Consider the following 13610-nt stretch of genomic DNA (forward strand, 5'->3'; position numbering starts at 1 on the left):
AACCGCTCTTCCGATCTTGGCGCGTTCTCTGAGTTTCTTGTGATCCCAGCGTTTAACGCTTTTAAGATCCCAGCAGAAATCTCTGATGATCTTGCCTCAATCTTTGACCCGTTTGGTAACGCAGTGCACACAGCACTATCTTTCGATCTCGTCGGCGAAGACGTTCTGATAACGGGTGCTGGCCCAATCGGTATCATGGCTGCAGCAGTAGCAAAACACGTTGGGGCTCGCCACGTGGTCATTACCGATGTAAACGAATACCGCCTAGATCTGGCTAAGAAAATGGGCGTAACTCGCGCTGTTAACGTGATGGAAGATAAGCTAGAAGACGTGATGGCTGATCTCGGGATGACTGAGGGCTTCGATGTTGGTTTAGAAATGTCGGGCAACCCATCAGCGTTCAACAGCATGCTGACTAACATGAACCACGGCGGCAAGATCTCTTTACTAGGTATTCCACCATCCGACATGGCAGTAGACTGGAATCAGGTTATTTTTAAAGGCCTGGTGATCAAAGGTATATACGGCCGTGAGATGTTCGAAACTTGGTACAAAATGGCATCTTTGATTCAGTCAGGCTTAGACCTGTCTCCAATCATCACGCACCACTATAAAGTGGACGATTTCCAGAAAGGCTTCGACATGATGCGCTCTGGAATGTCTGGTAAGGTCATCCTAGATTGGGAATAGCCTTGGTTAAGTCAGTCTAGGCAGTAAGGGAAAAGTCGAGCACTATGCTCGGCTTTTTTGTTCGAATTCACCATTTTTCTTTTTGATGGCTAGAATCAGTGTGTAATGAGTCCGTAACTCATTTAATATGCGTTACAGCGTTTGTCTCTACAATTAAGGAGTAGAGGGTGGAAAAGGTTTACCTCGTTATTAATTTTTTACTGGATAACAAAGGCCTAACTAGTGCTCTGATCTTGCTGTTGATTATCATGATTCGTCGCCTAATTTTGTCAGGTATTCGCGGCGATGACTTGTTCCTTTCAGAAGAACAGCGTAATTGGATGTCACGGACAAAAAATGGGGCCTTTGCGGCCTTTGTTATTTTAATATTCATGCTATGGCAATCTGAAATCGCGGAGTTTGCCTTATCGGTAACGGCGATTGCTGTGGCTATTGTGGTTGCTTCAAAAGAGATTATTCTTTGTTTTACCGGGTCAATTCAGCGTGCCAGTTCACGGTCGTTTCGTATTGGTGACTGGATAGAAGTTGGAAAAATAAGTGGTGAGGTAATTGAGCACAACTTAATGGCTACTGTTATCCAAGAGATTGATTTGCACCATGGTCAATATCACTACACAGGTAAAACCGCCACCTTGCCCAATAGCATGTTCTTTACGTTCCCCGTGAAGAACCTTAACTTTATGAAACGATATGTATACCACAGCTTTTCCATCGTCGTGCAAGACTTTGTTAACTTATATCCGATGATTGAAGGGCTTACGGAAAAGGTCGACGAGCATTGTTTAGATTTTATTGAAGTTGCGCGCCGATATAATATCGTGATTGAAAAACGAGCGGGCGTTGACTTACCGGGTCCGGAGCCACATATTCATATTAGTAGTATGCCAACTGGTGAGCAGTCTGTTCATTATATGATCTTTTGTCCAACTGAACGTGCTTCACATTTAGAGCAACTAATTCGAGAAGATTTTATGAAAGAATATCACCAGCGTTTTGAAATAAACACAGGTGATCCAGCTTAATCGCTGTCTATTTATTTTCTACTGGTCTTGTTAAAAGCATTGAACTGAATGAAGTGATCTATCTGATTCGGTATGACATTGCTGTAAAGCAAGCTAGTGTGGTTACTGTTGATGGTAACGTGATCCGTCAAACCGTTGATTTTTGTTTCCTCAACGGTGACGGTTCCATCCGACAACTTTTCACTCCCCAAAAGTATTGGCCTTAAACCTATTGATTGAGTTCCCGCGATACACCCTAGTTTTTGCGGGAAATCCCAAGTATCGTTATGTTTCTCCAGCCCATGCTTAGTCGAATTCCCTAAAATCGCGCCTAGACCTAATTCTGAAATTTTTTCAGCAATCGAAGCCCCTTGAATAGGCGAACCAATCGCGATGACGTGTGAAACTCGAACGTTAGATGGTTTTCGGCTTGTCAGGTAATGTTTGATCATCAACCCGCCAAGGCTATGGCCTACCAGTATATTGGTTTCGAAAGGGTCAAGAAGCGCATCAATCTGTTTGAAAACGTTTTCTGCGTTTATGTTAAGCGAATTGTAGCTAAGTACATCCGTGTGGTAGCCCAGCTTATCTAGGCGCTGACTTAATGGAAGCAGGGCAATACCATGCATGTAAAGGCCGTGCAGAAAGACTATTTTCATTGATCCACTCCTGCTAATTGTTGACATGAGATTAGAGCTTTTAGCCAACCTAACAAAAATTGAATGGAAATGGGGAGTTATTTTTAATGAACTTCTCAAATAGTGTTGTGAATCAATTCGCTATTGAGCCGTTACGGGGAGTCATTTTATAAACAGTCATTTCACAAATAGCGCCATGACAAACACCTAGATTACAAAACATATGTTACATTCACTAAACCAATGGAAGGCGTAGTAAATTATTGAAAAACAAAGCCCCAAAGGAGAAGTGGTGTTTAAGCTAGAGACAGAACATGTATTGCTACGTGATATGAAAAAAAGTGATGAAGCCGCCTTTATCGCTATTTCTCAAGACCCTAAGTATCAACGCTTTTACGATGAGTCAGATTGCGATCCTAAAAAATACCGCCAGCTAACAGCGCTGTTCATCGAGCAAGCGGCAGAGAATCCACGTCGGTCGTTTCAATTGGCGATAGAGCACAAAGAGAGTGGTCTGTTTATTGGGACAGTGTGCCTGCGTTTGGAGCCAGATAATCAAGCATCTTTTGGTTGCGGGCTGAGTAGAGAATATCAAGGTCGAGGGCTGATCAAGGAAGCGGCCGTCGCCCTCGCAAGTTATGGCTTTTCTGAGCTGGGTGTCCACAGGATCTATGCAGAAACCATCAGTAAAAACAGAGCCGCTATCCATTTATGTCAGTCGCTTGGCATGAAGCAAGAAGCCTGTTTTCGTGAGCATCGTTTCTTTAAAAAGCAATGGTGGGATTCGGTTGTACTAGCCGTTCTGAGCCATGAATGGCAAGTGAAGAGTGAGTAATATCGTGGGTATGATGATGCTCTAACCATCGTTAACCGCTTACTGGATTATTAGGAATAGAAATGAACGCAGTACAACAGGCTTATTTGGATCAATACCTATCAACGTTGACCCCAATCGAACAACTCAAATCATGCAAGGCTATTGCGGAACACTATTGCGCCGATGAATACAATGCAAATGAATGTGCCCGTTTAATTAGCCTTGGAATAAAGCGCGCTTCCTGCAGCCTAAAAGCAGGGTATGAGGCTGAAAATGAGCCTTTACCAGAAGTCGGACTGTTAACGGTCGTGCTTAACTGGAAACAAGAGCCAGTTTGTATCGTAAAAATGACGGAAGTTTCGATATGCCCGTTTAATCAAGTGACTCGAGAATTCGCCGAGTCAGAAGGAGAAGGCGATGGTAGCTACGAATGGTGGCGTGCTGCGCATATTAATTTCTTCTCAAAATATGCGCAAGAGGTGGGTGTCGAATTCAATGAAACCTCGAATTTAGTATTAGAGCGATTCGTTAAAGTTTACCCTGAGTAGTCTCTAAAACGGTCGATGACTCACCAGAACTTAACTACCAGGGTATTTCCTTGCCATCGAAGCTATAAAACTTGCCAGTATCTTCTGATGTCGTTGTTTTTATCATGCTAGCTAACTGAGCCGCGACGTATTGGGGAGTGAACAGCTTGTGTTCGGGCACGTTTTTTTGATAAGGCTTAGAAAGTGACGTGTCAGTGGTCCCTGGGTGGAAAGCAAACATACAGCAGTTATTCTTTTTCCGTTGCCACTCGATACTAATGGTCTTAATCGCCATATTCAAAGCGGCTTTCGAGCACCGATAGCTAATCCATCCCCCCAGTTGATTATCTTCAATGCTACCCACTCTGGCGGACAGAGAGACGAAATGGCTCAATGACTTTGATTTAAGGTGTTGGCCGAAGTATCGAGCTAATAACAGCGTTGAGACGGTGTTAATCGATAGATTCTGGTTAAAGAAATCCACATCAAAAGCATTGATGGTTTTTTCAGGTGAATGCTCTGGCCCGGTTAGCACACCAACCGCGTTGACCAAAACATCCAATTTTGGGATCGCATTCGCTAGCTCTTCTATATCACCTTCAGCCGTGACATCGACTTTATGCCAATTCAGGTTAGGGGCCGAAATATTAGGTTGAGCGTTGCGATAAGTCGCGTAGACAGTCTGGGTGTTATTGGAGGATAAAAAGTGCTCGATGAGCGCCAAACCAATACCACCGGAGCCGCCAATAATCAGTATGTTCAAAGGTCAGATCTCCATAATGGTTAGGGCGTGTTGATCACTATAGTACATACAAAAAGGCAGTTTGAGTATCAAAGTGACGTGTCTTCCCATCATAGGGCGATTCATTAAAAATCCGAGGGCGCTGTAAATTCGATAAGATCATGACTGACTGGGTGGCGCAGCTTCAGATACCCCGCATGCAAGTATAAGCGCTTATCTTTGAAACCGTATAAATCATCTCCGACAATCGGCGTATTAAGACCTGATGAATGGGCACAATGCACTCTAAGTTGGTGGGTTCGACCTGTTTTGGGGTACAAATCAACCTTGGTTCGGTGACCGATTGTTTCAATAACTTGATAGTCAGTTTGCGCGTTGCGGCCACTACGATGACACACCATCTGTCTTGGCCTGTCCTCTATGTCTCCGCGCAAGGGAAGTGCGATTGTCCCACTTCCTTGGTTCAGGAGTCCTTCAAGCAGTGCAGTATAACGTTTCACTACAGAGCGATTAATAAACTGTTGCTGAACGTGTTTGTTTGCCTCTGAGGTGAGCGCGAAAATGATCAACCCAGAGGTCGACATATCTAATCGATGAACAACCAGTGGCCCAGTGGCGTTAGGGTAACGAACTTGCATACGTGCATGAACAGAGTCGCTAATATACTTTCCCGATACCGATAAGAACTCGGCTGGTTTATTCACCACGACGAGCACATCATCTTCGTAGATGATTTCAAGCTCTTTATTTAAAGAAGGGGTTTGTTTTAGGGGACTTTCATCGGTTTCAATCCCTTCGAGCATGTGTTCCAAAATTTCAAAGCACTTACTTTGACATACGGGGTAGAGGTTTTTATGTTGGCGAATTTGATGGTAAGGCGATGCGCCCCACCAAAACTCTCCCAAAGCTAAAGGTGTCAATCCATATTGAAAAGCCGTTTGCAGTAATTTAGGCAGGTTTTCTTCACTCGAGCCCGCTATGGGGGCTTTTTGATCATTAGCTTCGTTTTTTTGGTTCGATCGGCCTAGATTGAACAGGTCATACGTGCTTTTTAATTCACCTTCACGATTTAAGAATCGACAGGATTTGTGCTTTTCATCTGCAATCCGCGCTATGACTTGTTGACGTTTTTGCTGTAGGTTTTTAATCTCGGTTTCGGTATCTTGAATAAGCGGACTTAGCTCATCAAGCAATTGATTCCATTTATTTTTAATCAGTTTTAGTTCTTGTTTTTCTTTACTGCTTTGGCGACCTAATTCGTGAATGATCGCTTTCAATTGCTGTTCATCAAGATCGTTACCGAGGCGCAATTCGGCTTCTTTGCGCCGTTCTTTACGCTTAGCTTTATTCAATACTAAAGCGGTTTGACCGTCAGTAATTTCAGTCTCAGCGTGGGCTTTCATGCTTGTATATCGTGCTTTTCTTTCTATAAATACCGGGTTGTCCGTTAGCGAAAGAATATGCGCATCCAGTGTGTTCTTTTTTTCAATCCATTGAGCTTGAGAATTCGTGTCAACACCAGGGTCATAAATAGGGTCAACGAAGAAATTTGGAATGTCACTTTCGTCAGGTAATTTAGAGCGCACACTAGATCCAGAAAAAGAGGATAAATACCCAAGTTCCCCTTGCTGGGTTTCGACCACTAAAACCGCAAACATTTTCCCTTGATCAGAAAAATCATGTTTCCATTCTTTCTGTGTTGCTAAATAGTGTTGCAATTCACTCATCGCAGTGACAGCAAGTGGATGAGGCGTATAGTAATAGGGAAACGTAAAGCGTTTTGGTCGTGGTAAGTGGTCTATTGAACGTTTAAAAGACGATAGCTTGTTTGCCAATACTGGTTGCGGATTCATTTTTTGTGCTCATACGTCGCAATACAAAGGTCAAGAAGAATGAGAGACAGCCCTTCATCGATGTGGGCGCATTTTACCTAGGGGATAACAGGCTGTACAGAAGTGAATTATGCTGCGGTAATAACACTTACATTCACTCAATTTAGAAAAATGCACCCAAAGTAAACACCATGATAGATAGGGCGGGAGAAGTTTTGGAGCGATTTCTGGGCTGGGTTTACATTGTAAATCTGATAAGTCAGTTGATTAGGGATCGCCGTTTCGATAATGAACATAAAGAAAAGCGCTGCTTCCTTGCAACGCTTGTACTCCGGCGGCCAAACCGAAAAACTGTATGTCATTAAGTATAGGCGTAGTTTTGATAAACTGCCTATTTTATTAATTTAAAGTGTGGCAGTGAGTTTGCCGGCCCGATGCGGTGCGAATTTGGTTAAAGTAGTGATGCGACTTTTGTAAGGTATCGAACTCTAGCATCCAAGTAGCACTGCGTTGAGAGACACATAATTGACCAATATGTAATACAAGGTCATCACTGTACTTATTCAAGACACTGAGTGCTTTTAATATCAACGGGCACTCTTCAATCGAGATGAACTGGAACTCACAATAGCTCTGGTTGAGTACCTCGAATGCACATTGTTGACGCCCCATTTTGAGTAATATTTGGGATTGCGCGATGGATGCATCCCTTAGCGTCGAGATGAGAGCGATAAACTGGCACACTTCCACCTCTTCTTTACATAGAGCTTCATTAATATGAAAAGGAATATAATGAAGTACATCTTCCAATAGACAATGTGCTTCTGGCCAGTGCCCTTGTTCCAATAATTGCTGGGCTTTTTGGAAGGTCCTCCAACATTGTTGAATATTCATCATAATCCTTTATTCAGCGAGATAAATTATTGTAAATGAAATTCATTATCATTTACAAGGGCCAAATTCATAATTGAAAGGATTTATTTAGAGGAGGAGCTAATGACATGAGATTGGTGGATATTTGTCCACTTAAACTCGATTTGGGTCTAAGTCACTAAAAAATCGATGAAATGCATCTAAACTGATTTAAGTACCAGAGCAATAATTACCAAGGAGGTAGTGATGGCGATTCAAAGATTGAACACTGAGCAACTTTATAACACGGCTCTATTAGAGCAGTTGCCTTGCAAATCGACCAAAGAACTGGCTCCCATTGACGAGATCGTCGGTCAGAAAAGAGCCCAGAAAGCCGTAGAGTTTGCCATGTCTATCAAAGAGAAAGGCTATAACATCTACGCGATTGGCCAAAATGGGTTGGGCAAGCGCACGATGATTTTGCGCTATTTAAACCGCCACAAACATGATTCAGACACCATGTTTGACTGGTGTTATGTGGCTAATTTTGAAGATATCCGCACACCCAAAGTGCTTAAATTACCTTGTGGAGTCGGAGCAAAATTAAAGCAAGACATAGAAAAGCTAATGACCAAGTTAGTTAATGCATTGCCTTTAGCGTTCGACAATGAAATGTACATCTCTCGTGCTGAAAAACTTAAAAATCAATTGGCAGACAAACAACAAGTTGAGCTCGACAAAATAGGTAAGGAAGCGAAAGAAAAGGGCATTAGCCTGACCTTAACTACACAGGGCGACTATCAGTTTATTGCGATGGATGGGGAGGAATTACACACTGAAGAATCTTTCGACGAGCTCAGCAAGAAAGATCAAGAAGAGTTCGGAGCCAGCATCGATGAATTGGAAATAGAGTTGCGATCAATGGTTCGTCAACTCACTGAATGGGAAGAGGGTTACAGTGAAAAAATTAAAAAGCTGAACGACGAAGTGACATTGGATGTCATTACCCACTTCATTAAGCAGTTGAAGCTTGATTACAATGGTTATTCCATGATCAAGTCATACCTCACCGACTTACAAAAAGACATTGTTGAAAATGCCGATATTTTCTTAGATGAAGCCGTCGAACAAGGTGAAATGGCCACCGCTTCATTAGATAAAAAGCTTCCGAGACGATACAAAGTGAACGTTCTGGTTAGCCGTTCAGGAGAGGACTTCCCCATTGTGGTTGAAGAGAGCCCGAATTATCACTCACTCTTTGGCTATATAGAAACAGCCACATTCAAAGGAACCGTATTTACCGATTTCTCGTTGATTCGGCCTGGCAGTTTGCACAAAGCCAATGGTGGCGTGCTAATGATGGATGCACAAAAAGTGCTAGAGCAGCCTTATGTTTGGGAAGGGCTTAAACGGGCATTACGCTCAAGGCAGTTAAGTTTCACCTCGCTAGAAAAAGAGGTCACGTTAACCGGAGCGGTATCACTCGACCCAGAGCCGATTCCGCTTGATGTGAAAATTATCCTGTTTGGCGACCACCGTACGTATCAACTGCTGCAACATTACGATCCAGAGTTTATTGAACTGTTTCGGGTTACCGCTGATTTTGAAGATGAAATGAAGCGCACCTCAGAAGCTGAACTGCATTACGCAAGGTTCATTTCGAGCATCATTCATGATAACAACTTGCTTCATTGCGATCGTAAAGCCATCGCAAGAATTATTGAACATAGCTCGCGCTTGTCAGGCGACCAAACTAAGCTATCTCTTCACTCAGCGAGCATTGCAAATTTAATTCGCGAATCCAATTACGTTGCTCGCCAAGCTAACTCCAACATGATTCGAGCGAGTCATGTCGAAGAGGCGTTGAGTAATCAGATAATGAGAGTTAGCCGACTCCAAGATAGCGTTATGGAAAGCTACATTAATGGGACTACACTCATTCAAACAGAGGGTGCAGCCGTTGGACAGGTCAATGCGTTGTCGGTGCTTAGCACCAGTGATCATATGTTTGGTGCCCCTAACCGAATCACTGCGACTACGGCATATGGCGATGGAGAAGTGATTGATATAGAGAGAAGCGTTGATCTTGGTGGAAGTATTCACTCCAAAGGGGTGATGATCTTAACGGCTTATCTCTCTTCAGTATTCGGCAAAACGGCTAGGGTACCGCTAACGACAAACATTACCTTTGAGCAATCCTATGGTGGTGTCGATGGTGACAGTGCCAGCATGGCTGAGTTTTGTGCAGTGGTTTCGGCATTTTCTAAGCAACCTAACCGCCAAGACATTGCCATTACCGGTTCAATGAACCAGTTTGGCGAGTCACAGCCAATTGGTGGAGTGAATGAGAAGATAGAAGGGTTTTTCGATGTTTGTAAAATTAAGGGGCGCACCAATGAGCAAGGAGTCGTGATCCCTCGTTCTAACATGCATAACTTAATGTTAAGACCGGACATAGTTAAAGCCGTCGACAAAGGTGAATTCCATATTTGGGCCATCGAGCATGTCACTGAAGCGATTGAAATCTTCACTGGAAAAGTGGCGGGTGTAGCGAGTGATGAAGGCAGCTACCCCATCGATACTATTTATGGTATTGCCCAAGCTAAACTGAATGCGTTACGGAAGTGAATAATGCATTAGGTAGATAGAGTGTTAATGATGGCTGTCTAGGGCAAATTCATCCATCCAACTAAAAGGGGTGCCCTCATCGTCGCCCCTGATTTTTCCATTAGCTTACCATTCAATTAAAATGGGAGTCCCCGATTCCACTAAACTGAGAAAAACATCCATTTCAGCATTGGTGATGGCGATACAACCATTGGTCCAATCAAAACTCTGAACGTATTCTGGTTTTCGACGGTCACCATTCTTTAGACCATGAATTTTAATGTTCCCACCTGGGTTAATACCTTTATATCGAGCCCATTCAATGTCTTTCTGGTTGGGGTAATCGATGTGTATAGAGCGATAAAAAGCCGAATGTTCAATAACGAAATCGAGGTTGTACAGCCCTTCGGGCGTTCTTTGATCGCCTTCCCATAGCTTATGTCCTTTTGGGCGAGCACCGAGAGCAATGCGAAATTCTTGAATGACAGTCTCATCTTTCAACAGGTACATTCTGCGCTTCGACTTATCGACTTTCACCAGATCGATCGTACTGTTTCTCGAACTTTCTACTCTTTTCGATTTATCTACACTTTTCAGTCTATCTGCTCTATCTGGACCAGAAATCATCACAGAACTCGTCAGTTGTATTGAACCAGAAACGGGTGGTGTCATGAGTAATACGAGCAAGGTCATGATGACTGTCAATAGCGCCGAATTAAGAGAGATTGATATACGAGACATGGATACCATGAATGAACCGGTGAGAATCTAATGATTATAGACAATTTTGGCTTTTTTGGGGCACTGAAATACCATCAAACTCACCATATGAATTCGACAAACGAGACAACGGAATTTATTTTTTCTGGAAAATAAATAAAAATGCAACCGTGAAAGGTGAAGAACATTGGAAACAATGTCATATAAATGTCGTTTGTCTCATGAATGTTGAACTCAAAATAGTCATTTTGCGGCCGAGTTAACAGTGAAGGCGGTGATGGATTGATTGCATAAGGGGAGACCGCGACTATAGAAGCATAAAATAAAAATAAGGCTTAGATTATGTTTCAAAGAGCGCTCTTAAAGCAGATATCATCAGCGAGAAGTAACCGGTATCTGGCTCATACCCTATTTAGCTATTTAGATGAACTCATACAACCTAAAGCGATGAGTATCGTCAATGAGCCAAAGCCCGGTGATCGACCAAAGCCTCTTTATTCTCAATCTCAAGGTCTCGATTTTTCTCATTACCCGAGCAGCTTTTGGGGTTGGGCAGCGCAGTTTGACACGTCTGATAGCTTGTTACCTCTAGCTATTAATACCTGCAATTGGGACCCTATTTCACTCATGGGGGGCGATTCTTACATCTTCATGTTAGACAACCATCCTTCTGCGAGAACATATCTTATTCTAGAAGGGGTAGATGGAAGCGTATTTACCGAGTTGGACCAGAAGAGCCAATTTGACTGTTTAATTATTATTGCCTCGCGCTGGCAGTGCATTCGAGCTGAACGGGATGCTTCTCAAGAATTTAAGCAAAGAGACATTAAAGAAGCTAAATATATTGATGAACTTAAACAGCGTGAAGCGTTTATCGATAACATGAAACTGGTTCAAAAAGTGGCGATGAATATGTCGGCACCAGAAACGTTAGATGACCTCTACAAATTTGCGGTTGAGTCTGTCAGGCAGGATCTTGGCTTTGATCGTGCTGTTTTTATGCTCCTCGATATGAAAAAGCGCTGCTTTAGCGGGACTTATGGGACTAATGAAAAAGGAAAAACCGTCAGTGAACATCATACTCAATACGATCTGCACCAGCTTGAAGATGAGTATATTGAAGTTCTGTTTGACGAAGATCGTACCGTTGTATTAATTGAAGAAGCGCCCTTGTATACCGCTGGTAAGGTGGTAGGCCAAGGGTGGAATGGTATGCTGGTCTTGCGTGATGGAACCGAAACCATTGGTTGGATAGCGGTTGACAATTTCATCAACCGGATGCCAATTACCTCCTATCAGAAACAGGCACTGGAAGCCTTTGGTTCTCACCTCTCGCAGATATACATCCGTAAGCGCCAAGAGCAGAATGTCCGCATGTTGCATGCCAGTATGGTTGAATTGTCACGATGCATGAAAACCAGTGAAGTGTGTAAATCTGCGGTTATGTTCGCAATCAATCGACTGGGCATTGATCGGCTTGCGGTCTTCCTTACTGATTCAGAGTGCAGCTACATGCAAGGGACGTGGGGAACCGATATACAGGGTAATGTGGTTGATGAATCCTATTATCGTTCATCAACTCATGATCGTACGATTGTCAATTTGGCACGTCAGAGCCCAAATGAAGTGGTGTTTGAAGAGTCGGTGCCCATTTACCACGATTTTAATATTGTGGGGTTTGGCTGGACAGCAATGACCATGCTAACGAGTAACAGCGGCGAGCCCATCGCATTTATCGCAGCGGATAACCTTTTGAAGCGAACTCCGCTTACTTCTCAGTTGCGTGAGGTGGTACGCATGTTTGCCTCCAACCTGACAGAGGTCCTATTAAGAACCCGTGCTCAGCAGGCGATTCACGAGCTGAATGCGAGTCTTGAGCAGCAGGTGAAAAGTAGAACGAAGCAGCTGGAAGAAGCGAATGAGAAGCTCGAGTTATTGTCTAAAATGGACCCTCTAACACGGCTCGGCAATCGTCGGATGTTAGAGCACCTAATGGAAAGCAAATGTTTGGCGCAAAAACAAGTCAAAACAAAATATGGTTTAATTTTGTTAGATATCGACCATTTTGGGCTGTTTAATAATCATTATGGTCATCTAGAGGGCGACATTGCGTTAATGCGTGTGGGGAACATTTTGAAACGATATACCCAGCATGACGATGAAGTTTTCTGCCGAATCGGTGGCGAAGAATTTGTGTTGTTAGTGGCCAATAAAAGCATCGAATCAGTACGAGTACTGGCGGAACTCATTCGTGAAGATATTGAAATGGAATCTATCCCTCATAAGCCCAGCCCAACTCAGGATGTATTAACGGTTTCCATTGGTTACACTGTTATGGAACTGGACACCGATAAATTTAACTTTGATTTGTTGTACGGTGAATCGGATAAAGCGTTATACCGAGCAAAAGAGGAAGGGCGAAATTGCGTAATGAGTATTATGGATCATCATGAAAAGGTGAAATGATACACAATGTAAATGACACGCCCGTATAAACTAGCGTTAAAGTCGATGTGTCAGCTCTAGTTTGAACGAATGACGTTAATGCACTTCTGACAATAAAACGGCCTTCTGAGCCGTTTTGTTGTCTGCAAAGTAAAGAGAGGTAACTTAAACTCTGATTCTAGCCCCTCTCGTCATTTTCTAGACTCAATGCCTCTACATGCCGCTAAACGGTATGTTACTAAACGGCATGTCGCTAAATTGTATTCGCCAAGCTGTATTTCAGTTAACTGCATTTCAATTAACTGTATTTCAACAAATAGCCGCGTTTAGGTTACAGCTTAGTAAGGGTATCTACAGCCTTTGCTTGCCTCTTTTCGATTTTTTTCATCAAGGAAAAGAGCGTTTTGTATTCTTCCTTTGAGATCTCTTGATGGTTGATTTGAGCATACGCTGACCCAAGTTTGGACGAGTAGTGCTCGATAGATTCTGACTCATCTTCGGTTAGCGACCCTTGCTCTTGTAGCCAGCGGGACAGGTAAAACTGGCTTTTTATAGCATCACGTGTGCCTATCGCCTGTTTCAATGCCTCTAAGTTTGAACTGTCGCTGACGGCCACATTGTCGTTTCTATGTTCGGCTTGATTCGCTTGTTTCTTCATTCGGATAATAACGCCCAACGAAACCACCCAAAGTACCGCAAACAAAACGGTTAAGTACGGCCATATCCCTCGTTCATAGAC

General features: G+C 43.1%; 11 protein-coding genes and 1 pseudogene. 6 read left to right on the top strand and 6 right to left on the bottom strand.

What is annotated here, in order from left to right; all coding sequences use genetic code 11:
- Both tdh and ACP45E_RS10385 read left to right on the top strand, forming a co-directional pair.
- A partial coding sequence (gene tdh, locus ACP45E_RS10380; protein ID WP_069584980.1) for an L-threonine 3-dehydrogenase occupies window positions 1-690 on the top strand: 690 nt, incomplete at its 5' end.
- A 167-nt stretch (window positions 691-857) separates the two neighbouring features.
- The gene (locus ACP45E_RS10385; protein ID WP_017037815.1) at window positions 858-1712 is read left to right on the top strand and encodes a mechanosensitive ion channel family protein; all 855 of its coding nucleotides are present in this window, start codon (window positions 858-860) and stop codon (window positions 1710-1712) included.
- An 11-nt stretch (window positions 1713-1723) separates the two neighbouring features.
- On the opposite strand, the gene ACP45E_RS10390 is transcribed toward ACP45E_RS10385, so the two are convergent.
- The gene (locus tag ACP45E_RS10390) at window positions 1724-2350 is read right to left on the bottom strand and encodes an esterase/lipase family protein (protein WP_017037816.1); all 627 of its coding nucleotides are present in this window, start codon (window positions 2348-2350) and stop codon (window positions 1724-1726) included.
- 271 nt (window positions 2351-2621) lie between these two features.
- Between ACP45E_RS10390 and ACP45E_RS10395 the strand changes: the two genes are divergently transcribed.
- Together ACP45E_RS10395 and ACP45E_RS10400 are read left to right on the top strand one after the other, a co-directional pair.
- On the top strand, window positions 2622-3164 hold the full coding sequence (locus tag ACP45E_RS10395; RefSeq protein ID WP_017037817.1) for a GNAT family N-acetyltransferase: 543 nt from the start codon (window positions 2622-2624) through the stop codon (window positions 3162-3164).
- A gap of 62 nt (window positions 3165-3226) precedes the next feature.
- Window positions 3227-3694 (top strand): ASCH domain-containing protein, encoded by a 468-nt coding sequence (locus ACP45E_RS10400; RefSeq protein WP_017037818.1) that lies wholly within the window; start codon window positions 3227-3229, stop codon window positions 3692-3694.
- 34 nt (window positions 3695-3728) lie between these two features.
- Here ACP45E_RS10400 and ACP45E_RS10405 read toward each other — a convergent pair whose 3' ends face one another.
- The 3 genes from ACP45E_RS10405 to ACP45E_RS10415 form a co-directional block, all read right to left on the bottom strand.
- Window positions 3729-4436 carry an SDR family NAD(P)-dependent oxidoreductase gene (locus ACP45E_RS10405; RefSeq protein ID WP_017037819.1) on the bottom strand — a complete coding sequence of 236 codons (708 nt, stop codon included), beginning with the start codon at window positions 4434-4436 and terminating at the stop codon, window positions 3729-3731.
- Between the two features lie 104 nt (window positions 4437-4540).
- Window positions 4541-6268: an RluA family pseudouridine synthase gene (locus ACP45E_RS10410; RefSeq protein WP_017033464.1), complete on the bottom strand. Its 1728-nt coding sequence runs from the start codon at window positions 6266-6268 to the stop codon at window positions 4541-4543.
- A 378-nt stretch (window positions 6269-6646) separates the two neighbouring features.
- Window positions 6647-7141, bottom strand: coding sequence for a hypothetical protein (locus ACP45E_RS10415; protein ID WP_017033465.1), 495 nt, complete (start codon window positions 7139-7141; stop codon window positions 6647-6649).
- A 225-nt stretch (window positions 7142-7366) separates the two neighbouring features.
- Between ACP45E_RS10415 and ACP45E_RS10420 the strand changes: the two genes are divergently transcribed.
- Window positions 7367-9727 carry a Lon protease family protein gene (locus ACP45E_RS10420; RefSeq protein WP_017033466.1) on the top strand — a complete coding sequence of 787 codons (2361 nt, stop codon included), beginning with the start codon at window positions 7367-7369 and terminating at the stop codon, window positions 9725-9727.
- A 105-nt stretch (window positions 9728-9832) separates the two neighbouring features.
- Here ACP45E_RS10420 and ACP45E_RS10425 read toward each other — a convergent pair whose 3' ends face one another.
- Window positions 9833-10447 (bottom strand): L,D-transpeptidase family protein, encoded by a 615-nt coding sequence (locus tag ACP45E_RS10425; RefSeq protein WP_017033467.1) that lies wholly within the window; start codon window positions 10445-10447, stop codon window positions 9833-9835.
- Window positions 10448-10768: 321 nt separating this feature from the next.
- On the opposite strand from ACP45E_RS10425, the gene ACP45E_RS10430 reads away from it, so the two are divergent.
- Complete coding sequence (locus tag ACP45E_RS10430) at window positions 10769-12892, top strand: sensor domain-containing diguanylate cyclase (protein WP_017033468.1); 2124 nt, start codon at window positions 10769-10771, stop codon at window positions 12890-12892.
- 310 nt (window positions 12893-13202) lie between these two features.
- On the opposite strand, the pseudogene ACP45E_RS10435 reads toward ACP45E_RS10430, so the two are convergent.
- Window positions 13203-13610, bottom strand: a pseudogene (locus tag ACP45E_RS10435) (BatD family protein); the annotation flags it as partial.

The sequence above is a fragment of the Vibrio genomosp. F10 str. 9ZD137 genome, assembly GCF_049974785.1.
Taxonomy (GTDB): Bacteria; Pseudomonadota; Gammaproteobacteria; order Enterobacterales; family Vibrionaceae; genus Vibrio.